Raw genomic sequence first — 21,410 nt, forward strand, 5'->3', positions numbered from 1 at the left:
GCGGACCAAGCCACCTTCAGCGAATCAGCTGGCTCTTTTCAACCAGACCGAAACACACAGTCCGCTCTTGTTCTTTTCATCCGAAAAACTCAATCGCAGGCGTGCTCCCATGCGGTCAGCGATGGCTTTGACGATCGCCAGCCCCAGCCCTGAGCCTGATTCATCGGTGCCCAGACTGCGGTAAAACGGATCGAACACCAGCAATTGCTCTTCTGCGCTGATCCCCGGGCCCGAGTCCTTGACTTCAAGGATCACGGATTCACCCGCCAATTCGACCGCCAGGTCAACTCGCCCGCCCACGGGGGTATAACGGATCGCGTTGTCCACCAGATTCCTGACCAGGATCAGGAGGTCCACCTCGTTGCCCACGACCTGTACATCTTCGAAGCTTTCGACACCGATATCGATGTGACGGCGCTCCGCCAGCGGCAGCAAGTCTTCCAGTACCCGCCGATAGATGTCATGGACCGATACGGATCCCTGTGATCGCTCGGCGCTCGATTGTGCGGTCGCCAGGGCCAGCAATTGATCTATCAACTTTCTGCTGCGTTCAATGCCCTGGGTCAATGGCAACAAACGTTGATGGGCCGCTGCCGACATTTCTATGGCCGACAGTCGCTCGGCTTGTAGCGACAGGGCGGTCATCGGCGAACGCAGTTCGTGGGCTGCATCGGCAATGAAGCGGCGTTGGGTTTCCATGGATTGCGCGACACGCGTCAACAATCGATTGATGGCCACCACGAAAGGCCGGATCTCGGTTGGCAGGTGGTTCTCGTCGATAGGGTGCAGCGCCTGCTCGTCGCGCTGATCGATTTCCTCCGAAAGGGTCGCTATGGGGCGGAAGAGTTTGCGCACCAGATCGCTCACCACCAGCAACAGCACCGGAAACAGAATGAGAAACGGCAAAAGACTCCGCCAGGCGCTCTTTCGCGCCTCTTTTTCGCGTACGTCTGCTTCTTGAGCGACAACGATGCGTTCGCCACTGGCTATTGTTCTCACCAGCACGCGGAAATTTTCGCCGGCAACGCTCAACGTCGAGAAGCCATCGGCCAGGCCGGTCGGGAAGGGCAGCGGCGTTGTGGCGTCATCACTGCCGCTCGCTTTGGTGCTGTCGGCCAGGTATTGGACGATCACCCGGGACTCTTCGTCGTCGCCGGCTACCTGCTCCACCACAGGGTAGTGCAAGGTCATCTTTTGCCGATCAAACAGAATGGCCACTTGACGCAGGGTCTCGTCCTGCATTTCGTGTGTCTCGTTGATCGCCGAAAAAAAAGCGAAAAAACCAGCCAGTGCCGCGACGATCAGGATGGCCAGTGACAGCGTTACAGACAAACGAACCTGCACCGAGTCATTCAAGCGTTCTTTGAAACCATCCATCCCATACCCCTGACATTCTTGATGATGTGGTTTCCCAGTTTTCGCCGCAGCGCATGAATCAGAAACTCCACGGCGTTGCTTTCCACCTCATTGCCCCAGCCGTAAATCCGCTCTTCAAGTTCGCTGCGCGAGAGAATGGTGCCCGGCCGGATCAACAGCGCCTGCAGCAGGGCGAACTCACGGTTGGAAAGCTGAACGTCAGGAATTTCGGCGGTGCTGGCTTGTTTGGAGAGAAGATCCAGCGATACCTCGCCGTTATCGAGCCGTGAATGGGCGCTGCCGCCTTTACGGCGCAAGACCGCGCGGATACGGGCCAGCAACTCCGCCATGGCGAAGGGTTTGAGCAAGTAATCGTCAGCACCGCCGTCGAGCCCGCGCAGGCGATCATCGAGACTGTCCCTGGCGGTAATGATCAGGAGCGGCACCGGATTGTTGCGCCCGCGTATGCCATCGAGCACATCGAGGCCGTCTTTGCCGGGCAATCCGAGATCCAGCAACACCAGGTCGTAGACGTGGGTTTCCAGGGCCGCCAGGGCGATGAGTCCGTTTTTGACCCAATCGGTGGCGTAGCTCGCATCGTTCAGCGCGCCCTGAATGGCATCACCAATCATTGAGTCATCTTCGACCAGCAGGATTCGCATAAATGGCTCCGAAAAAAAGCGCGACGGTCATGACCGTCGCGCCTGTATTGAAGCACCTGAGCGGATGTTTGTCCGCCACCGGATTACCCCGGCGAGTTGTTGGTGATTATTAGCCTTTCATCGAATCGAAGGCTTTCAACAGATCATCCATCGATGCCTTGCAATCGCTCTGCTTTGGCGTGCTGGCGCGCAGGGCGTCAAGTGACCGGTCGATGGCTTTGTCCACCACATGCCAGTCACTGGCGGCACGGGGTTTGATGCCGGCTTCGGCGGAGTCCCAAGACGTTTCCAGATCCTTGATGCGGGTTTTCGCGCCGGGCAGGTCGTTTTTGTCGACAAGCGCAGCAACATCCGCAGCGATGGCCCGGAACTCAGACAAATCACCCAGCTTTGAACCGGTCTGGGCAGAGGCGCTTACCGAAGTGGCCGGTGTGGCCGCAACGGGCTTGTCGGCATGTTTCGAGCAACCAGCGGTGACGCCGAGTAACACGATCGATGAAACGATGACGGCGTGGCGAAGGGCATTTTGAAATGGGCACATGACAAATCCTTAAAGGGGGTTTGAAAGGTTACTGAGTGACGGTTCTGCGGTTGACCACGTTGAATTGCGCAACCGCGACCAGAAGAAAAATGACGCACAGGAAGATGGCGCTCGTCCAGGTCGCGCCCATGCCCAGGCCACCATAGGTTTTAGCCTGGGTCAGCAAATCGCCGAGAGAAGCACCAAATGGACGGGTCAGGATGTAGGCCAGCCAAAAGGTCAGCACCACATTACCGCCCAGGCGCCAGGCCACCAGCGTCGCGGCGATAAGTGCACCGAAAATCATCACGCCAAGGGTGAAGCCCAGGCCCAGTGCTTCGGTGGCCAGGTCGCCCGCTGCGGTCCCGAGGGCAAAGGTACACAGCACCGTGGCCCAGTAGAAAAGCTCCCGTCGCGGGGTGACGATTTCGCGGATCGACAGGTTGTGCTCCACCCAATACCAGACCAGAAAGTTGACCGCCAGCAGAACGGCAAAAACCGCCGTGCTGGTGTAAAGGCTGATGTCGAGCATGTCAGTCATGATGTCGGTGATCTGTGTCCCGACGATGCTGACCAGCACCACGGTCAACCAGTAGATCCAGGGTGTATAGGCCTTGGTACGCAGTTGAAAGAACAACGCGAGCGCCAGCAGCACGGCCATGCCGATGCTCGTCAAGCCTGCGCCAAAACCGGCATCCACGGCCAGAAAGTCCGCGCCGGTTTCACCTACCGTCGTCGAAAGAATCTTGATCACCCAGAATGACAGCGTCACCTCGGGCACTTTGTTGAGCCATCCGGCTTTATCGAAAGTCATGGGCGGGTCGCCTCTCCTGATCTGCGCTGAACTTGCGTAGGGGAGAAGATACGTCGCCAGACTTAGCTGAGACTGAGGAGCTCTATTTGCTGGCCGGCCAAAACCGCTCCCCACCGCCCGGCGCCTCCGTCCACGCCTGCAACGAACGCGTCGGCAGATCAAAATAATCGCGGGTTCGTGCATAACCATGGCCACCCATGCGCCCGATCGCATCCAGCCCAAGTTGATCGATATACAAGGTTTTCGGGTCGATCAATTCGTCGCGCACATGGGCCATCAACACTTCCCCGAAGATGATTTCCCGCGACTGGCCGATGGACAGCGCCATCATGCGTCGGCATTCCAGTGCCACCGGCGCTTCACCGATACGCGGGCATTTGACCGTGGTGCCGGGAATCGCCGTCAGCCCGGCCGCTGTCAATTCATCGAAGCCGGGCGCGAAGGGCACGGCGCAGACATTCATCGCCTCGACCAGCGCGTCACTGACGATGTTGACGGTGAATTCCTGGTTGAGCTGGATGTTGCGCGTGGTGTCCTTGGGACTTTGATCGCCGTAGTTTTCCACGCCCAGCGCGAGGATCGGCGGGTCGGCGGACAATGCATTGAAAAAGCTGAACGGCGCGGCATTGATCCGGCCTTCGCCATCGATCGTGGTGACCAGCGCGATGGGGCGTGGCACCACGCTGCCGATCAGGATCTTGTATTTGTCTCGCGCACTCAGTGTGCTGAAGTCGAAGCTTTGCATAGGCAGACGTCTCTAAAGAAGGGGATCGATTGCGCTCAGCGGCGCGTGTGCGCTGTAGTCGTCGGCGAACGGGATGGCCGGTTTGAACAGGGTTTTCCAGTCCGGTTGGCCCAAGGCCCGGTCGCTGTGGCTGCGCATCAGTTTTTCGAATTGTCGTTGGGCCTGGCGTTGCAGGGCGGGGTAGTCGACGCCCTGGACCTGACCGTCCTGCATCACGCAACGGCCGTCGATGTAGCTGGCGATGCAGTCGTCGCCGCGCCCGGCCAGTACCAGGTTTTTCAGCGGATCGAACAGCGGCCCCAGGTGCAGGCCGCGAAGATTGAACACGGTGATATCGGCCTTGGCTCCTGGCGCCAGACGACCCAGATCGTCGCGGCCCAGGGCCTTGGCGCCGCCGAGGGTGGCGGCGTTGTACAGGTCCAGGGTACTGGTCAACGAGGTGCCGCCCTCCATCAACCGAGCGATGTTTAAACCCTGGCGCATGTTTTCCAGTAGATCCGCCGGCCAGGTGTCGGTGCCCAGGGCAAAGTTGATGCCTTTGGCCCGATAGCGGCCAAACGAATTCAGCGCCTCGCCATCGCGAGCAAATACCACTGGGCAATGCACCAGGCTGGCGCCGCCATCCACCACCCGCTGCAAGTCTTCATCGCCGGCGGTGTAGATGCCATGGGGCAGCAGACTGCGCGGCGTCAGCAGGTCCAGTTGCTGCAACCAGCCCAGCGGTGAAGCGCCGCGCAGTTGCTCGACCATCGCCACTTCGCCCAGCCCCTGGCAGCAATGCAAACGCATCGGAGCGTTCAGTTCGCGGCTCAGGGCGGCGGTGCGTTGCAGCAGCGCCGGGGTGCAGGTTTGAATCCGGTCGGGCAACAACGCGCCGCGAATCAAGTCGCCATGGGCACCGTCGAAATCTTTGAAAAAATCGCAAGTAGCCTCAAGTCCGGCCAATCCTCGCGCTTCATCCCAGTGATGCCCCAAGGTGCCATCGGCCCGCCAATAACTCATGCCGCTCATGTAGCAGGGCCCAAGATACGTCCGCAGCCCCAACTCGGCGGCCACACCCGCCACTGCCGCAAATTCGGCGTAAGTCTCGGCCCACTCGCGGTAATACATCGAGGTGATCGGCATGGCCGTGGTGATGCCGTTGCGGATCAACTGAGTGAAGGCGTAGCGGTATTTGAAAACTTCTTCAGCCTCGGTGTAACTCTCCCGTGGACCGGCCGCCAGAGAATCCTCGGACCACATGCGGCCCATGTCGCGCTCATCGCCGTTGTCGAGCGTCAGCACCGTGGAATCTAGATCCCCCAGTGCATCCAGATCGATGAAGCCGGGGCCGATCAACGCGTTGCCGTAGTCGATCCACTGATCCACCGGCCCTGCATAATCACGCCCGACAAACACGATGCGTGACCCTTCGAACACCACTTCGCCGTCGCGCCACAGCACATGTTGCGCGCCGTCGAAACCGACCACGCAGCTGCTTTTAAGGCCTATGCGTTTCACAGACGGCTGTCCAGCAAACGACCGCCAGAGGCAATCAACTCACCGCGGCGAAAGACCTGCCGCACAGGGCGTGAAACCACCGCCTCGCCCAATGTCTGCACTGGCATCAGCAGAAAATCCGCCGCCCGACCGATCTCCAGCCCATAACCCTCACAGCCCAGCGCTCGCGCACCATTCACCGTCGCGGCCTCGAATGCAGCGGCCAGTTCATCGTCCTTGTTCAAGTCGAAACGGAACGCCAGCAACATCGCCCGTTCGAGCATGTCGCCGTTGCCCATCGGCGACCAGGCATCACGAATACCGTCCGAGCCCAGGCAGACATTCACGCCGGTCTCGCGCAAAGCCAGGAACGGCGGCGCCGCACAATCGGCCGGCGCCGAGCTCATCAGCGAAATGCGCAGCGCCGCCAGACGCTCGGACACCGGTTTGACCTGACTCCACGGCAGCATCCCGAGGCAGTAAGCGTGACTGATCATCACCCGACCCTGACACCCGAAACGCTCGGTGTAGTCGGCGATCAGCGCGATTTGCCACAGGCCCAGCTCACCTTTGTCGTGCAGGTGAATGTCGACGCCACGCTCGAATTCGCTGGCCAGCTTGAAGACGAAATCGAGCTGCGCGACCGGATCGTTGTCGATGCCACACGGGTCGAGTCCACCGACGTTTTCCACGCCCAACGCCATGGCTTCACGCATCAATTCGGCGGTGCCGGGGCGGCTGATCAGGCCGGTTTGCGGAAACACCACCAGTTGCAGATCGATCAGGTCGCGATAGGTTTCGCGCAGTTGCTGCATGGCTTCGACGTGGCGCAGGCCAAACTCAGGATCGATGTCGACATGGCAGCGCATCGTCAGCGAACCACGGGCGATGCAGTTTTCCAGCAGCGCGCCGGCGCGTTGAGCGATGGGGGCGTCGACTTCCCGCAGGACGCGGCGCTCGTTGGCGATGTAATCCTTGAGCGTCGGCCCGGCGCTGTTCGGGCGCCAGGGTTGGCCCCAGAGGGTTTTGTCGAGGTGGACGTGGCTTTCCACCAGGGCCGGGGTGAGCAATTGATTCTGGCCATCGATGTCGGTGGCGGTGAGGGCCGCAGTCGATGCCGGGCGGCGTTGTTTGATCAGCCCGTTTTCGATCAGCAGGTCTTCGGCGGGTGCGCCGTAGGGCCGCACGTTGCGCAGCCAATGGGGTTGGGTCATTGCAAACCTCATTGAGTTCTAGGGTGTCAGGGCCGGCCTCATCGCGGGCAAGCCCGGCTCCCACAGGATTTGGGGTGGTGCCAAATCTTGTGAACGACACAAAACCTGTGGGAGCTGGCTTGCCTGCGATGGCCGCGCCGCGGTCTCAAAACCAGATCATCAGCCCTTGAGCTTCGACCAGACCCGATCCTGCAGCTCACGCGCCTTGTTGCTGCACTCTTTCTCCGGGCGCAGGCGCGAGGCGAATTCGTCGGGCATGTTGATGGCGTCCATGACTTTCCATTTGGCGTCGAGCAGCTTGTCGCTCTGGATGCCGTTGGCGTAGGCGATGGCGTTGGACACGGCGGCGGCGTTTTCCGGCTTCATCATCCAGTCGATGAAGATTTTCGCGTTTTCGGGGTGCGGCGCGCTTTTCGGGACGGCGAAGTTGTCCTGGAACATCGCCAGGCCTTCGCGCGGGTACACGTATTTGATGGTGCTCTTCTGCAGCGTGGCGCGTGCGGTCGAGCCGTTCCAGTTCTGCATCATGATCACTTCACCGGAGGCCATGCGATCAACGGTGTTGTCCGAGCTGTACATCTTCAGGAAGGGCTTCTGTTTTTGCAGCAGTTCAAGGATGCGCTTGGCGTCCTGCGGGTTTTCGCTGCATTCGTCGACGCCCAGGTAATGGCTGGCGGCGTTGATCACGCTGCTTGAAGTGTCGAGCGCGGCGAGCTGGCCTTGCAGTTCCTTGCGCGGCTCGAAGAACTCTTTCCACGAATCGTCGAGCTTGCCGCCGGGAACCCGTGCGCTGTCATAGGAAAACCCGGTAGTGCCCCACAAATAGGGCGCCGAGAACTTGCGACCGGGGTCGAATACCGGGTCGCGAAACGCCGGTTTTACGTACTGGAAGTTCGGCAGGGTGGGCGCATCGATTTCCATCAGCAAATTCTGATTGATCAAGGTGCGCATGATCGATTGCGACGGCACGATCACGTCATACGCCGCGCCGCCGGCCTGCAATTTGGCCAGCAAGGTTTCATTGCTGTCGTAGCCATCCATGGTGACCTTGATCCCGGTCTCCTTTTCGAACTTGGCCAACAAGTCGACCGGGTAATAATCGGTCCAGTTGTAGAAAAACAGCTCCTTGGGCTCGGCTGCCTGCGCGGAAAAAACGCTGAAGCAGCTGAGGGCAAGGCCGGCGACGGCGAAACGCATTTTTATTGTTTTCATTCGAGGACGCTCCAAACTCATTGTTGTTTGCCGCGCTGTCCCAGCCAGAAGGCCAGCACCACCAGCACGATGGAAATCACCAGCATCAGGGTCGAGATCGCATTGATTTCTGGCGTCACGCCAGCCTTGATTGCGGAGAAGATGTACACCGGCAACGTCGTCGAACCGGGACCGGCGACGAAGAAGGTCATGATGAAATCGTCGAGGCTGACCACGAACGCGAGCACCGAACCGGACAACACCGCCGGCCACAGCAGCGGCAGCGTCACCCGGCAAAACACCTGCCACGGGTTGGCGTACAAATCGTTCGCCGCCTCCAGCAGGCTCTTGTCGAGGTCGTTGAGCCGCGCACGAATCGGCAAGTACGCGAAGGGAATGCAGAAGCCGACATGCGCGACGATGACCGTCAGCAAACCGAGCTTGATTCCCAGCGCCATGAACAGCAGCAGGGTGGCCACGGCGGTGACGATCTCCGGCAGGATCAGCGGCAGGTTGATCCCGCCTTCGACCATTTTCTGTCCGTAGAACGGCCGGTAAGTCGCCAGCGCCGCGAGCAGCGCAATGGCCGTGGCGCACACCGTGGCAATGCTGGCGACAATGATCGAGTTCAGCGCAGCCGTCTGGATCGACGGGTTGGCCAGAATCCGCCCGTACCAGGCGAAGGAGAACTCGGTCCATACCGTCGCCGAGCGGTTGGCGTTGAAGCTGTAGGCGATCAGGACAAAGATCGGCACGTACAGATAGGCCAGGATCAACAGGCTGACTTCCCGGGTCAGGGGCAGTTTTTTCAGGTGCAGGGCGATCATGCGGTGGCTCCCCGACGTAGAGTTTTGGCGGCGTTGCGGCTATAGAGCGCGTAAAGCACCAGCGACAGCAGCAGAATCCCCAGCAACAGGAACGACAGCGAACTGCCCAGCGGCCAGTTGCGCGCGGTGCCGAACTGTTGCTGGATCAGGTTGCCGATCATCAGCGTCTTGCCGCCGCCGAGGATCGCCGGGGTGATGAAGGCACCGAGGCTCGGCACAAACACCAGCAGCGCGCCGGCAATCACCCCGGGCATCGACAGCGGCAGGATGATCCGCTTCAGCGCGTGCCAGCGATTGGCGCCCAGGTCGTAGGCGGCTTCCACCAGGCGCCAGTCGAGTTTTTCCAGGGTCGAGTAGATCGGCAGAATCATGAACGGCAAAAAGCTGTAGACCAGCCCGACGCTGACCGCGAAGTCGTTGTAGAGCAGGGTGATGCCACCGGCCTGGGGAAACAGCGCATTGAGGCTCTGGGCGACCCAGCCTTGTTCGCGCAGGATGATCAGCCACGCGTAGTTGCGGATCAGCAGGTTGGTCCAGAACGGAATGGTGATCAGCAAGACCATCAGGTTGCGCCGCCGTGGCGTCAGGCTCGACATCCACAAGGCCACCGGAAAGCCGAACAGGAAGCACAACAACGTCGTGCCACCGGCCTGGAACACCGAGCGCAACAGCGCCTGGGCGTAGACCCAGTTCAGTTCCAGCTCACCGTCAAAACCTTCCTGGAAAAACAGCTGCACGTAGCTTTGCAATTGCCAGTTGGCTTGCCAGTCGACACCGCCGTACACATTGCGCGGCAACAGGCTGATGTAGCCCATGATCCCCAGCGGAATCGCGATCAGGGCCAGCAACGTCAGGACCACCGGGCTCAGTAGCAACGCACGGTTAAGGGCGGGAGAAGTGCTGCTGACGCTCATATCAGGCCTCCATCAACAGGCAGGCGTGGGGCGGCAGGTGGACCGCGACGCGATCACCGACCCCACGGCCGCGGTTCAGGCCTTCGTTGTTCTCGCGCAGCATGACCTTGATGTCGTTGTTCAACCGGCATTGGTAAAGCGTCGCGGTGCCGACGTACAACACCGCCTCGATCACCCCGCGCAGGTGATGCGGTTGTTCAAGGTCAACCAGTTGCGAACGCTCAGGACGAAATGCCAATTGCACCGCGGCACCGTCGAACCCTTGGGCCGGGCAGGGGATTTCCACCGGCATGCCGCTGGGCACGAAGAGCTTTTCGTTGTGCTGGCCGCGCTTGAGGTGGCCGGGGAGGAAGTTGATGTCGCCGATGAACTGGGCAACGAAGCGATGTTGCGGACGTTCATAGATATCGTTCGGCGTGCCGATCTGCAGGATCTTGCCGGCGGACATCACGGCGATGCGATCGGACAGGGTCAGGGCTTCTTCCTGATCATGGGTCACAAAAATAAAGGTGATCCCGGCTTCCTTCTGCACGCGCTTGAGTTCGACCTGCATTTCCTTGCGCAGCTTGAGGTCCAGCGCCGACAGCGGTTCATCCAGCAACAGCACTTTGGGTTTGGGCGCCAAGGCCCGGGCCAGCGCTACGCGTTGCTGTTGGCCGCCGGACAGCTCAGCCGGTTTGCGCTTGGCCAGGTGTTGCATTTGCACCAGCGCCAGCATCTCATTGACACGCTGGGCAGTTTGCTCGCGATCAAGACCCTGCATCTCAAGGCCGAAGGCGATATTCTGCGCAACACTCATGTGCGGAAACAGCGCGTAACTCTGGAATACCGTGTTGACCCGACGCTTGAACGGGGGCAAATCGTTGACCGGTTCGCCCGCGAGGCGAATCTGTCCTTCGCTGACATGCTCGAAGCCGGCGATGGTGCGCAGCAAGGTGGTTTTGCCGCAGCCGGAGGGGCCGAGCAGGGTGAAGAACTCGTTGTCGGCAATGTCGACCGACACGTTGTCGAGCGCGGGAGCTTGCCCCGGATCGTCGGTATACCGTTTGGAGACGTTACGCACTTCGATTGCTATTGGTTGACCCATAATGGTGCAATCCTCTAATTATTGTATGCAATATCTGGATGCAATCTACAAATAGCCGGATTAATCTGCTCGTGCAACCCCCTTTTTCAAAGGCTGTTCATCGCCTGGGGCCGGTTGTTTAGCGCTAAAGGAGTGTTTCCAATGACCGAGAAGAAACTCGAGACCACGGTCGATCGCGTCTACCAAGGGGTTTACGAGGCGATCAGCAAACGTTCGTTGCGGCCCGGCATGAAGCTGGGCGAGGCGTCACTGGCCGAACTTTTCAACGTCAGCCGCACGTCGGTTCGTGCCGCGCTCAAGCAACTGGAAGCGGACGGACTGGTCACCACCGAGCCCAATAAAGGTGCTTCGGTGTCGTTGCCGAGTGACGAAGAGATCCGCTCGCTGTTCGAAACCCGGCGCCTGATCGAGATCGGCATCGTCAGCGAACTGTGCCGCCGACGGGACACCGCGGTGACACAGGACCTGCGTGATCACCTGTTGCTGGAGGACGAGGCGCACCGCAGTGGCGACCACGAGCGGCTGATTCACCTGCTTGGCGAGTTCCACATCAAACTTGCGCGAAGCCTGAACAACCCGGTGTTGCTGGACTGGTTCCAGAAGCTGATTTCCCGCGCATCGCTGTACGCCGCCGCGCTTGACGACGACAGCCACGAGGCGTGCCGTGACGACGAACACTTGCGGTTGATCGAGTACATCGAGGCCGGGAATCAGAGCGCCGCCATCGAGCTGACCTGCATGCACTTGAACGGCATCGAGAAGGCGATTCTCGACGTCGCAGCCACGCTCAAAACCGGCTATCACCCGCTCAAGCACCTGATCGAGGTGTGAGGTCTGCGCAGAAACAAAATCAGCTATACCTCTAATGAAACGATTGGCGTCGGTTAAGCTCGAAACAAACGGGCCCACACCGTCTTCATGCGGTTTCGATCCCGCGAGTCAGCCACTTTCAGGGATATTGAGCAGTCGATGCAGTTTCTATCTGATAGCCACGGATGCGCAGGCTGGGACGGTGAAATGGCCGCCCGTATTCGTGTGTTCGACTGGAGCCTTACCGAACTTGGAAACATCGAGACCTGGCCCAGGAGCTTGTGCAGCGCCGTGCAGTTATTGCTCGCTTCGCCGTTGCCGATGGTGATGCTCTGGGGCCGTGCGGGCTACATGATTTATAACGATGCCTATTCGGTCTTCGCCGGTGGTCGCCATCCCTATCTGTTGGGTGCCCCGGTGGAAATGGGCTGGCCGGAGGTGGCCGACTTCAATCGCCACGTGGTCGATACCTGCCTGGCCGGCGGCACGTTGTCCTACCGTAACAAAGACCTCGTACTCCTGCGTGATGGCATCCCCGAAGAGGTCTGGCTGGACCTCTTTTACAGCCCGGTCGCCGACGATGACGGGCGTCCGGCCGGCGTCATGGCGATGGTGGTGGAAACGACTGAGCGAGTGATTTCCGAACGCCGACGCCAGGAAGCGGAAGATGCCTATCGCGCGGACAACGAACGCGTGCGCCTGGCACTCAATGCCGGGGCCTTGCTGGGCTCCTTCGTCTGGGATGTCAAAGCCAACGTGCTGTCCGGTGATGAACGCTTCGCCCGCACCTTTTCCTTTCCGGCGGAGTCGAACCTGGCCGACTTGCCGGCGGATCTTGCCGCGTCACGGATACATCCCGACGACCTCAACTGGGTCAACGAGCAGTTCGACAAGTCAGTCGCCACTGGCGTGCCCTTTAACGCCGAATACCGGGTGTTGCGTCCCGACGGCAGTTATCTGTGGGTTCAGGCCAGCGGGTGCTGCGAGTTCAATGAGCAAGGCGAGCCCTTTCGATTTCCTGGCGTGTTGATCGACATTCACGAACGCAAGATGGCCGAAGAGTCCTTGCTCAAGTTCACCCGTAACCTGGAGCAGCGTGTGGCCGACGAAGTCGAAGCGCGGCTGGCGGCTGAAGAACAACTGCGCCAGTCGCAGAAACTCGAAGCCATCGGCGGCCTCACCGGTGGCGTGGCCCATGACTTCAACAATCTGTTGCAAGTGATCGCTGGCAATCTGCATTTGCTGGCACGCCATGAGCCGGACAATGCCAATGTGCAGCGCCGGGTCACGGCATCGATTGCGGCGGTCGAGCGCGGCGCCAAACTGTCCTCGCAATTGCTTGCGTTTGCCCGTCGTCAACCGTTGTCGCCAGCGGTGTGCAATCCACAGCAGATCTTTGAAGGGGTCGGCGAGCTGTTGCAACGGGCGCTAGGGGAAACCATTCAGATCGAAGTGGACGTGCCTGAGGATTCCTGGAACATCAACGTCGACCGTAACCAGCTGGAGAACGCCATTCTCAACCTGGCAATCAACGCCCGTGACGCCATGCAGGGCGAAGGCACCATCGTGTTGAGCGCCGAGAATGTGACACTCGACCGTAGATTCTGTGCCGGCAAAGGCCTTATCCCCGGCGACTTTGTCCGCGTCGGGGTGGCCGATACTGGCGCCGGTATGACGCCCGAAGTGCTCGAGCAGGCATTCGAACCTTTTTTCACCACCAAGGCCGACGGTCAGGGCACAGGGCTTGGGCTGAGCATGGTGTTCGGTTTCGTCAAGCAGAGCGGCGGGCATATCGATATCTCCAGCGAGGTGGGGCAGGGCACTCGGGTGCTTCTTCACTTTCCACGCTGCTTGCGTGCCTTGACCGGTGAATCAACGCAGCGAGATTCAGTCGGCCGGGGCGGGCACGAAACCATTCTGGTGGTCGAGGACAACGAGGCGGTGCGCAGCACGGCGGTGGAACTGCTGCGCGAAGAGGGCTATCAGGTCCTGACCGCGGCCAACGGCGACCAGGCGATGCAGATGTTGCTGGAGGGCATAACGGTCGACCTGATCTTCACCGACGTAGTCATGCCCGGCCTGATCAAAAGCTCGGACCTGGCGGCGTGGGCCAAAGTGCAGAATCCGCCTGTGACGGTGCTGTTCACTTCCGGCCACACACGCGACATCATTTCGCGCAATCACCAGCTCAGCCCCGATACGTTTTTGCTGACCAAACCTTATGGACCGCAAGCACTGACCCGAATGATCCGCACAGTCCTTAGCGGCTGACTGTGGACAGATCTTTCCCACGCTCTGCGTGGGAATGCAGCCCGGGACGCTCCGCGTCCCAGAAGCGTAACGCAGAGCGTCACGAGAGACATTCCCACGCGGAGCGTGGGAACGATCAGTGTGGAGAAGCGGTGCGGGGATCCCACATGGGGTTCTAAGATTTTTCTGTAATTTATTTAAGGCCAATCGATGACTTCCAAGCGCACTTCAACTCCTCCTTCCGGCATGGTCAGGGTGCGCGGTGCCCGTGAGCACAACCTCAAGAACGTCGACGTCGACATCCCCCGGGATGCGCTGGTGGTGTTCACCGGGGTCTCGGGTTCGGGCAAGTCGTCACTGGCGTTTTCGACCCTCTACGCCGAAGCGCAACGCCGCTATTTCGAATCCGTGGCGCCGTATGCGCGGCGTCTGATCGATCAGGTCGGCGTGCCGGACGTTGACTCCATCGAAGGCCTGCCACCGGCCGTGGCCCTGCAACAGCAGCGCGGTACGCCGAGCACGCGGTCTTCGGTGGGCAGCGTGACCACGCTGTCGAGCCTGATCCGCATGCTCTATTCCCGCGCCGGCAGTTACCCGCCGGGACAGCCGATGCTGTATGCCGAGGACTTCTCGCCCAACACCCCCCAAGGGGCGTGCGCCGAATGTCATGGCCTGGGCCGGGTGTATGACGTCACCGAAGCGCTGATGGTCCCGGACCCGAGCCTGACCATCCGCCAACGCGCGGTCGCGTCCTGGCCCACGGCGTGGCAGGGGCAAAACCTGCGAGACATCCTCGTGACCATGGGCTATGACGTCGACAAACCGTGGCGCGACCTGCCGAAAAAACAGCGTGACTGGATCCTCTTCACCGAAGAAACACCGACCGTGCCGGTGTATGCCGGGCTGACGCCTGACGAAACCAGAGTCGCGCTCAAACGCAAAATGGAGCCCAGCTATCAGGGCACGTTCACCGGCGCCCGACGCTACATCCTGCACACCTTCAGCCATTCGCAAAGTGCGCTGATGAAGAAGCGTGTTTCGCAATTCATGCTCGGCAGCCCTTGCCCTTTGTGTGACGGCAAACGCCTCAAGCGCGAGGCGTTGTCGGTAACGTTCGCCGGCTACGACATCGGTGAGTTATCGCAGATGCCGTTGCTGCAAGTGGCCGAAGTGCTCAAGCCGGTAGCGGCGCATAGCTACCTCGAACAGGCCGATGAAGCGGGCGAGGTATTGACCCATGTCCAGACCCGCGAGGCCCGTGAACAGCGCGTGGCCCACGGTGCCAGCGGGCATGCCAGTGCGCCGGACGTGCGGCATACGCCGAACCTGTCGGTGGAAAAACGCCTGGCGGCGCAACGGATCGCACAGGACTTGCTCGAGCGGGTCAGCACCTTGACCGACCTGGGGCTGGGTTACCTGGCCCTGGATCGCAGCACGCCGACGTTGTCCTCCGGCGAGTTGCAGCGCTTGCGCCTGGCGACTCAATTGGGTTCGCAGCTATTTGGCGTGATCTACGTATTGGATGAACCGTCGGCCGGTCTGCACCCGGCGGATGGCGAAGCGTTGTTCGAAGCGCTGCAACGCTTGAAGGCGGCCGGCAACACGCTGTTCGTGGTCGAGCACGATCTGGAAACCATGCGCCGCTCGGACTGGCTGATCGATGTCGGCCCGGCGGCTGGCGAGCACGGCGGCCGGATTCTGTACAGCGGACCGCCGCAGGGATTGGCCGAGGTCAAGGATTCCCAAACCCGCGCCTACCTGTTCGCCGAGCAGGTCAGCGAAACCAGAACGAGCCGCAAGGCGACGGACTGGCTAAGGCTCGAAGGCATCACGCGCAATAACCTGGACGACCTCAGCGTCGAGTTTCCGCTGGGCTGTTTTACTGCGGTGACCGGGGTTTCAGGTTCGGGTAAATCAAGCCTGGTCAGCCAGGCGCTGCTGGAACTGGTGGGCGCGCATCTGGGGCGTAATTCCAGCGACAGCGAGCCCGAGGCATTGAGCCTTGAGGACGATGCGCCGCAAGTCAGCGGCGGTCAGGTTGCGGCGGGGCTGGAGTCGATCAAGCGCCTGGTGCAAGTCGATCAGAAACCCATCGGCCGCACGCCGCGCTCAAACCTGGCGACGTACACCGGGCTGTTCGACAACGTGCGCAAACTGTATGCCGCTACCCCTGAGGCGCAAGCCGAGGGCTACGACGCCGGGCAGTTCTCCTTCAACGTTGCCAAGGGCCGTTGCCCGACCTGCGAAGGCGAAGGGTTTGTCAGCGTCGAATTGCTGTTCATGCCCAGCGTCTATGCGCCATGCCCGACGTGCCACGGCGCACGCTACAACCCCCAGACGCTGGCGGTCACCTGGCAAGACTTGAACATCGCCCAAGTGTTGCAGCTGACGGTGGATGAAGCGGTCGAAGTGTTTGCCGAGCAAGCGGGTATCCGCCGCTCTCTGGAGGTCTTGCGCGATATCGGCCTGGGGTATTTGCGCCTCGGGCAACCGGCGACCGAGCTCTCGGGCGGCGAGGCCCAGCGCATTAAACTGGCCACCGAGCTGCAACGTAATCAACGCGGAGCGACGTTGTATGTGCTCGATGAGCCTACGACCGGTTTGCATCCCCGGGACGTGGATCGGCTGCTGGAGCAATTGAATACGCTGGTGGTGGCGGGGCATACGGTGATTGTGGTGGAGCATGAAATGCGCGTGGTGGCGCAGAGTGACTGGGTGATCGATATCGGACCGGGGGCAGGGGATCAGGGCGGCAAGATTGTGGTGGCCGGCACGCCGCAGAAAGTGGCGAAGAGCAAGAAGAGCCGCACGGCCCCGTTTCTGGCCCGGGTGCTTGGGGGCCTATGATCGTTCCCACGCTCCGCGTGGGAATGCCTTACCGGACGCTTTGCGTCCGACTCTGGGACGCGGAGCGTCCCGGACTGGATTCCCACGCGGAGCGTGGGAACGATCCTGGAAAGGCGAATATCAGGCGTAGCCGAGGGTTAGCCGTACCTTGTCCAGCAGCTCGTTGATCTGAAACGGTTTGATCAACATCTCCATGCCATCGCCGAGGAACACCTGGCGGTTGATCGCGTTTTCCGCATAACCGGTCATGAACAGGATCGGCAGACTCTCGCGCCAGCCACGGGCGACATCCGCCAGTTCCCGACCATTCATGCGCGGCAGCCCCACGTCGGTCAGCATCAGATCGATCGAGGGGTCGTTTTGCAGGCGCTCCAGTGCACTGTCGATGTCGCCGACCTGGGTGCAGCGATAACCGGCGTCCGCCAGCACTTCGGCAACAAACATGCGCACCGACGGCATGTCTTCGACAATCAGTACATGCTCGCCCGAACCCTGGTTATCAACGGCTACCCGCACCGATTCAGTCGTGGTCGAATCCGTGCTGGCGGGCAGCATGATGGTCACTTCCGTGCCCCGGCGGGCCACGCTGCGAATGTGCGCATCGCCACCTGACTGACGGGCGAAGCCGTAAATACTCGACAACCCCAGCCCGGTGCCCTGGCCCAGCGGCTTGGTGGTGAAAAACGGATCGAACACCTTGTCGATCACGCTGTGTTCGATACCGGTCCCGTCGTCACGCACCGACAACGCAACGTAGGCGCCATCCGCCAGCTTCATGTCACCGTGGGAATACGCGGCATAAGTGCTGACCCAGATATTGCCGCCCTGCGGCAAGGCATCGCGGGCGTTGATCACCAGGTTGAGCATGGCGCTTTCCAGCTGGATCGGGTCGACCAACGCGATCGCGGCTTTGGAGGTCAGTTCGAGTTTCAGCGCAATGTGTTCACCGATGGTACGCACCAGCAACTCTTCGAGGGAGCGGATGTGCTCGTTGATGTCCACCGGTCGTGTATCAAGCGGCTGCTGGCGGGCAAAGGCCAGCAAGCGATGAGTCAACGAGGCAGCGCTCATGGCCGAGTTCAACGCCGCTTCTGCGTATAACTGGACCTTGTCGGTACGGTTGTTGGCCACGCGTTTCTGGATCAATTCCAGGCTGGTGATGATGCCGGTCAGCAGGTTGTTGAAGTCATGGGCGATGCCGCCGGTCAGCTTGCCCAAGGCGTCCATCTTCTGCACTTGCAGCAGCTGGGCCTCGGTGCGCACGCGCACGGCAATCTCATGTTCCAGCTGCGAGGTAGCGTCGTCGAGCTGGGCCAGGTGCGAGCGTTCGCGGTGGCGATGCTCGGTGACATCCTCGACGAACACCAGGCTCAACTCAGGGGTGCGATACGGCGAAATCTGCCACTCGGTTTCCCGCAGTTCGCCCTCCACCCGGATGTTCAAGGTGCCTTTCCAGCGCTCGCCCGCCGTCAGGCGCACACGCAGTTCGTCGAGGATCGCCTCTTGTTGTTCGGCGAAGCATTCGCGCAAGGTCTGCGGATCGCGGTTGTCCTGGATCAGCCGGGCGAACGCGTGGTTGCATTCGTGGACGTTGAATTGGGCGTCCAGCACGGCGATGGGCGCCGAGACGTTGACGAAGATCTCGCGAAATCGCGCCTCGCTTTCGCGCAGGGCGTTTTCGGTTTCACGCACCCGCAGCAGGGTGCGCAAGGTCGCCAACAAGACGTCCGGGTCCACGGGATGGATCAGGTAGGCATCGGCCCCGGCGTCGAGGCCGGTGATGATGTCACCGGTCTGTATCGAGGCAGCCGACACGTGAATCACCGGCAACAAGGCCGTGGCAGGTTCCGAGCGCAGTTTACGGACAATGTCGAACCCACTCATGTCGGGCAGGTTGACGTCCAGAATCAATGCGTCGATCTGCTCACTGTCGATTATTGCCAGACCATCGCCGCCAGTTCCGGCCTCCAGAACGCTGTAGCCATGCGGCTCCAGGCGTCGACGCAGGGCGTAGCGCGTGGCGGCATTGTCATCGACGATCAACAGGCGAATGTCACGTTTCATCGGCAGGCTCCATGGCGATGGCCAGCGGGATGATCACGAAGAAGGTCGAACCGACCCCTGGCGTACTCTCGACCCCGACTTCGCCACCCAGCAATGCAGCGAAGCGTTTACATAAAGACAGGCCCAGGCCGGTACCGCGCAAGCGTTTTTGCAGCGGGGAGTCTACCTGGGAAAAGTCCTCGAACAATGCGCCATGTAGCTCGGCAGCGATACCTATTCCTGTATCGCTGACGGCAAAACGCACCTGGTTTTCGCCCTCCAGCGACGCCGAGATCCTCACTTCGCCGCGCGCGGTGAACTTCAGCGAATTGGAAATGAAGTTGCGCAGGATCTGCGCCAGCTTCTTGTCATCGGTGTACAGACGCGGCAGTCCGACCGGTTCTTCAAAGATCAGGTCCACCGCCGTAGCGTCGACGATCGGGCGAAACATACCGCGCAGGGCGGCGAACAAATCGAGCATGTCGAACCAGGCGGGCGAGATGGTGATGCGCCCGGCCTCGATTTTTGCCAGGTCGAGCAGGTCGTCGACCATGTTGCTCAGCTCTCGCGCGGCGGTGCTGACGAACGTGACTTGCTTGTGTTGTTCGGGGCTCAACGGGCCATCAAGCTCATCGATCAACAGGCTGGCGATGCTCAGGATCGAACCCAGCGGCGTGCGAAACTCATGGCTCATGTACGAGAGAAAGCGGCTTTTGAGGTCCGATGCCTGGCGCAGCTCTTCGGCCTGGGTATCGAGCTCGGCGTACAGCGCGAGCACGCCCTGATTGGTTTCTTCGAGCTCTTCGCGCAGGGAGGCGGCCTCACTCTGCAAGCGTTCGATGAGCGCCGCTTGTTCGTCGCTCGAAAGGGCGGTCAATTCAGTCATGGCCAACCTCCAGGGCAACGACCAGGACCGTCGCGTCATCCCGGCCTCGGCAGAAATCGCGGTGCAGGACAGCGGCGATGACCGCCGGATGGCGGTGCACCAGGCCAGGGTAATCTTGCAGGTTCCAACGGGACTGCAGGCCGTCGCTGTACATGATCAATAGTTGTCCGTTCACGTGAGCATATTCAAAGGGTTGGGCTTTGCGGTATTGCCCGCCGACGATGCCCGGATGGGACGCCATGCCACGGGACTTGCCCGGAGCAACCAGATTGGCGCCGATGTTGCCGATACCGGTGAAGGTGAGTTTGTCGAGGTGACCGTTGAACTGAGCGATTGCCAATGCACCGCCACGGGTGCCCATCATGGCCTGATGAATGTCTTCAAGCAGCAACAGCGGCGAGGCGAATGGCGCCAGCGCGAAGGCTTGCTCACCGGCGCGGGCGGCGTGCTCGGCTTCTTCGCCATGGCCCAGGCCGTCGATCACCAAGGCACTGAGGTGGGGACCGTCAATCGCCAGGTGCCAGACATCGCCACACGCCGGGTCATGGTGTAACGAATGCTGACTGACGCCCCAGCGCAGATCCGAGTCTTTGTCACGACGGGAATACAGACGGGCCAGGATCACCGCACCTCGGGAATCGGCGTAGACATCAAACACCTCCGTCTGGCGTGACACCGCGCCCAGGCCAATGCCCTGAGTGCCGCCAGTGGAAAATCCGTCAGTCAGGCAAGCCTGCAAGTCAAAACCCTGCGCACGATCCACGGCGATGATCTCGATGCCATTGGCTTTTTTGCCGGGCAGGATCCGCAGGTGCAATTCACCACGGGTGGCGTGCTTGAGCACATTGCTCGCCAGCTCCGTAATCACCAGTGCCACGCGTCCGGCGTCAGTGGCATCGAAGCCATTGTCTTCGGCGAGCCTTTGCGCCGTGCGCCGGGCATGGCCGATCTGACTCAGGTCCTCGATCAACAGAACCTGGGTCAGTGACCCCTTTATCTTCATGTCCATCGGGTAATCGTTATGCGTGTGCCCTTGCCGGGCGCGGTGTCCAGTTCGAACTCTTCCACCAGACGTTTTGCCCCGGTCAAGCCCAGGCCCAGACCGCTGCCGGAGGTCCAGCCATCGGTCATTGCCAATTTGATGTCCGGGATGCCCGGACCATCATCGCGAAAGGTCAGGCGCAAACCGACTCTGGAATTTTCGTCGAGGATCTGCCAATCCATGTCGCCACCGCCGCCATACACCATCGTATTACGCGCCAGCTCGCTGACGGCGGTGACCATCTTGGTCAAGTCGATCAGGCGCATGCCGCACTCCGTAGCGAGCTTGCGCGCGGTCTGTCGTGCCAGGACCACATCCTGCTCGATATTAATCGCTTGCGTACCGCTGCTACGGACGTTCATTGCTCACGCACCCGGTCCTGAAGCAGCTTCATGCCACGCTCGACATTGAGCGCAGTGCTCACGCCGGGCAGGGTCAGCCCCAGCTCCACCAGGGTGATCGCCACGGCAGGCTGCATGCCCACCAGAACGGTTTGTGCGTCCATGATTTTCGACAGGCCGGAGATCGTCCCGATCATCCGGCCGATAAACGAATCGACCATGTCCAGCGCGGAGATGTCGATCAGCACACCCCGCGCCGAGGTGTTACTGATGCGTTCGGACAGATCGTCCTGAAGGGTCATCGCAAGCTGGTCATGCATGTCGACCTGAATGGTCACCAGCAAAAAATCGCCCATTTTCAGAATTGGAATGCGTTCCATCG

19 protein-coding genes are annotated in these 21,410 nt (G+C 60.7%); 3 read left to right on the forward strand and 16 right to left on the reverse strand.

Translation table 11 applies throughout. From position 1 onward, the window contains the following. Positions 1–24: 24 nt before the first annotated feature. The 11 genes from K5K95_RS23790 to K5K95_RS23840 all read right to left on the reverse strand — a co-directional run bounded on the left by K5K95_RS23790 (position 25) and on the right by K5K95_RS23840 (position 10,809). Complete coding sequence (locus K5K95_RS23790; RefSeq protein WP_222586391.1) at positions 25–1,377, reverse strand: ATP-binding protein; 1,353 nt, start codon at positions 1,375–1,377, stop codon at positions 25–27. Next, positions 1,353–2,018 carry a response regulator gene (locus tag K5K95_RS23795; RefSeq protein WP_222586392.1) on the reverse strand — a complete coding sequence of 222 codons (666 nt, stop codon included), beginning with the start codon at positions 2,016–2,018 and terminating at the stop codon, positions 1,353–1,355. Before K5K95_RS23795 ends, K5K95_RS23790 begins: the two co-directional genes overlap by 25 nt. 109 nt (positions 2,019–2,127) lie before the next feature. Beyond that, positions 2,128–2,559, reverse strand: coding sequence for a hypothetical protein (locus K5K95_RS23800; protein WP_222586393.1), 432 nt, complete (start codon positions 2,557–2,559; stop codon positions 2,128–2,130). A gap of 28 nt (positions 2,560–2,587) precedes the next feature. Continuing rightward, on the reverse strand, positions 2,588–3,352 hold the full coding sequence (locus K5K95_RS23805; protein ID WP_222586394.1) for a hypothetical protein: 765 nt from the start codon (positions 3,350–3,352) through the stop codon (positions 2,588–2,590). 82 nt (positions 3,353–3,434) lie between these two features. Next, positions 3,435–4,097, reverse strand: coding sequence for a flavin reductase family protein (locus tag K5K95_RS23810; protein ID WP_222586395.1), 663 nt, complete (start codon positions 4,095–4,097; stop codon positions 3,435–3,437). A gap of 12 nt (positions 4,098–4,109) precedes the next feature. After that, positions 4,110–5,597 (reverse strand): amidohydrolase family protein, encoded by a 1,488-nt coding sequence (locus K5K95_RS23815; protein ID WP_222586396.1) that lies wholly within the window; start codon positions 5,595–5,597, stop codon positions 4,110–4,112. After that, the gene (locus K5K95_RS23820) at positions 5,594–6,790 is read right to left on the reverse strand and encodes an amidohydrolase family protein (protein ID WP_222586397.1); all 1,197 of its coding nucleotides are present in this window, start codon (positions 6,788–6,790) and stop codon (positions 5,594–5,596) included. Before K5K95_RS23820 ends, K5K95_RS23815 begins: the two co-directional genes overlap by 4 nt. A gap of 159 nt (positions 6,791–6,949) precedes the next feature. After that, positions 6,950–8,002: an extracellular solute-binding protein gene (locus K5K95_RS23825; protein WP_222586398.1), complete on the reverse strand. Its 1,053-nt coding sequence runs from the start codon at positions 8,000–8,002 to the stop codon at positions 6,950–6,952. Between the two features lie 17 nt (positions 8,003–8,019). Then, entirely contained in the window at positions 8,020–8,808 is a 789-nt protein-coding gene (locus K5K95_RS23830) for an ABC transporter permease (protein WP_222586399.1), read from the reverse strand. Beyond that, entirely contained in the window at positions 8,805–9,722 is a 918-nt protein-coding gene (locus K5K95_RS23835; RefSeq protein WP_222586400.1) for an ABC transporter permease, read from the reverse strand. Before K5K95_RS23835 ends, K5K95_RS23830 begins: the two co-directional genes overlap by 4 nt. 1 nt (position 9,723) lies before the next feature. Beyond that, complete coding sequence (locus K5K95_RS23840; protein WP_222586401.1) at positions 9,724–10,809, reverse strand: ABC transporter ATP-binding protein; 1,086 nt, start codon at positions 10,807–10,809, stop codon at positions 9,724–9,726. A gap of 141 nt (positions 10,810–10,950) precedes the next feature. Between K5K95_RS23840 and K5K95_RS23845 the strand changes: the two genes are divergently transcribed. The 3 genes from K5K95_RS23845 to K5K95_RS23855 all read left to right on the forward strand — a co-directional run bounded on the left by K5K95_RS23845 (position 10,951) and on the right by K5K95_RS23855 (position 16,716). After that, a complete protein-coding gene (locus tag K5K95_RS23845; RefSeq protein ID WP_222586402.1) occupies positions 10,951–11,640 on the forward strand; it encodes a GntR family transcriptional regulator in 690 nt (229 codons plus the stop codon). A gap of 138 nt (positions 11,641–11,778) precedes the next feature. Beyond that, complete coding sequence (locus K5K95_RS23850) at positions 11,779–13,890, forward strand: PAS domain-containing sensor histidine kinase (RefSeq protein WP_222586403.1); 2,112 nt, start codon at positions 11,779–11,781, stop codon at positions 13,888–13,890. Positions 13,891–14,079: 189 nt separating this feature from the next. Further along, positions 14,080–16,716 carry an excinuclease ABC subunit UvrA gene (locus tag K5K95_RS23855; protein WP_222586404.1) on the forward strand — a complete coding sequence of 879 codons (2,637 nt, stop codon included), beginning with the start codon at positions 14,080–14,082 and terminating at the stop codon, positions 16,714–16,716. A gap of 120 nt (positions 16,717–16,836) precedes the next feature. Here K5K95_RS23855 and K5K95_RS23860 read toward each other — a convergent pair whose 3' ends face one another. Genes K5K95_RS23860 through K5K95_RS23880 form a run of 5 tightly spaced genes read right to left on the reverse strand, consistent with a single transcriptional unit; the run spans position 16,837 to position 21,408 of the window. Further along, positions 16,837–18,780 carry a response regulator gene (locus K5K95_RS23860; RefSeq protein ID WP_222586405.1) on the reverse strand — a complete coding sequence of 648 codons (1,944 nt, stop codon included), beginning with the start codon at positions 18,778–18,780 and terminating at the stop codon, positions 16,837–16,839. Further along, a complete protein-coding gene (locus K5K95_RS23865; RefSeq protein ID WP_222586406.1) occupies positions 18,770–19,645 on the reverse strand; it encodes a sensor histidine kinase in 876 nt (291 codons plus the stop codon). The genes K5K95_RS23860 and K5K95_RS23865 overlap by 11 nt, the downstream gene beginning before the upstream one ends. After that, a complete protein-coding gene (locus K5K95_RS23870; RefSeq protein ID WP_222590404.1) occupies positions 19,638–20,648 on the reverse strand; it encodes an ATP-binding protein in 1,011 nt (336 codons plus the stop codon). The genes K5K95_RS23865 and K5K95_RS23870 overlap by 8 nt, the downstream gene beginning before the upstream one ends. Next, a complete protein-coding gene (locus K5K95_RS23875; protein WP_222586407.1) occupies positions 20,645–21,049 on the reverse strand; it encodes an anti-sigma regulatory factor in 405 nt (134 codons plus the stop codon). Before K5K95_RS23875 ends, K5K95_RS23870 begins: the two co-directional genes overlap by 4 nt. Continuing rightward, complete coding sequence (locus K5K95_RS23880; protein ID WP_222586408.1) at positions 21,046–21,408, reverse strand: STAS domain-containing protein; 363 nt, start codon at positions 21,406–21,408, stop codon at positions 21,046–21,048. The genes K5K95_RS23875 and K5K95_RS23880 overlap by 4 nt, the downstream gene beginning before the upstream one ends. Positions 21,409–21,410 lie beyond the last annotated feature (2 nt).

Source organism: Pseudomonas sp. DR48, assembly GCF_019823085.1.
Classification (GTDB): Bacteria; Pseudomonadota; Gammaproteobacteria; order Pseudomonadales; family Pseudomonadaceae; genus Aquipseudomonas.

Bases quoted from the DNA above. Each gene is read 5' to 3' on its own strand.
- K5K95_RS23870 (WP_222590404.1), bottom strand. From the start codon at position 20,648: ATGAAGATAAAGGGGTCACTGACCCAGGTTCTGTTGATCGAGGACCTG.
- K5K95_RS23880 (WP_222586408.1), bottom strand. From the start codon at position 21,408: ATGGAACGCATTCCAATTCTGAAAATGGGCGATTTTTTGCTGGTGACC.
- K5K95_RS23850 (WP_222586403.1), top strand. From the start codon at position 11,779: ATGCAGTTTCTATCTGATAGCCACGGATGCGCAGGCTGGGACGGTGAA.
- K5K95_RS23875 (WP_222586407.1), bottom strand. From the start codon at position 21,049: ATGAACGTCCGTAGCAGCGGTACGCAAGCGATTAATATCGAGCAGGAT.
- K5K95_RS23805 (WP_222586394.1), bottom strand. From the start codon at position 3,352: ATGACTTTCGATAAAGCCGGATGGCTCAACAAAGTGCCCGAGGTGACG.
- K5K95_RS23840 (WP_222586401.1), bottom strand. From the start codon at position 10,809: ATGGGTCAACCAATAGCAATCGAAGTGCGTAACGTCTCCAAACGGTAT.
- K5K95_RS23830 (WP_222586399.1), bottom strand. From the start codon at position 8,808: ATGATCGCCCTGCACCTGAAAAAACTGCCCCTGACCCGGGAAGTCAGC.
- K5K95_RS23800 (WP_222586393.1), bottom strand. From the start codon at position 2,559: ATGTGCCCATTTCAAAATGCCCTTCGCCACGCCGTCATCGTTTCATCG.
- K5K95_RS23865 (WP_222586406.1), bottom strand. From the start codon at position 19,645: ATGACTGAATTGACCGCCCTTTCGAGCGACGAACAAGCGGCGCTCATC.
- K5K95_RS23795 (WP_222586392.1), bottom strand. From the start codon at position 2,018: ATGCGAATCCTGCTGGTCGAAGATGACTCAATGATTGGTGATGCCATT.
- K5K95_RS23835 (WP_222586400.1), bottom strand. From the start codon at position 9,722: ATGAGCGTCAGCAGCACTTCTCCCGCCCTTAACCGTGCGTTGCTACTG.
- K5K95_RS23810 (WP_222586395.1), bottom strand. From the start codon at position 4,097: ATGCAAAGCTTCGACTTCAGCACACTGAGTGCGCGAGACAAATACAAG.
- K5K95_RS23825 (WP_222586398.1), bottom strand. From the start codon at position 8,002: ATGAAAACAATAAAAATGCGTTTCGCCGTCGCCGGCCTTGCCCTCAGC.
- K5K95_RS23820 (WP_222586397.1), bottom strand. From the start codon at position 6,790: ATGACCCAACCCCATTGGCTGCGCAACGTGCGGCCCTACGGCGCACCC.
- K5K95_RS23860 (WP_222586405.1), bottom strand. From the start codon at position 18,780: ATGAAACGTGACATTCGCCTGTTGATCGTCGATGACAATGCCGCCACG.
- K5K95_RS23790 (WP_222586391.1), bottom strand. From the start codon at position 1,377: ATGGATGGTTTCAAAGAACGCTTGAATGACTCGGTGCAGGTTCGTTTG.
- K5K95_RS23855 (WP_222586404.1), top strand. From the start codon at position 14,080: ATGACTTCCAAGCGCACTTCAACTCCTCCTTCCGGCATGGTCAGGGTG.
- K5K95_RS23845 (WP_222586402.1), top strand. From the start codon at position 10,951: ATGACCGAGAAGAAACTCGAGACCACGGTCGATCGCGTCTACCAAGGG.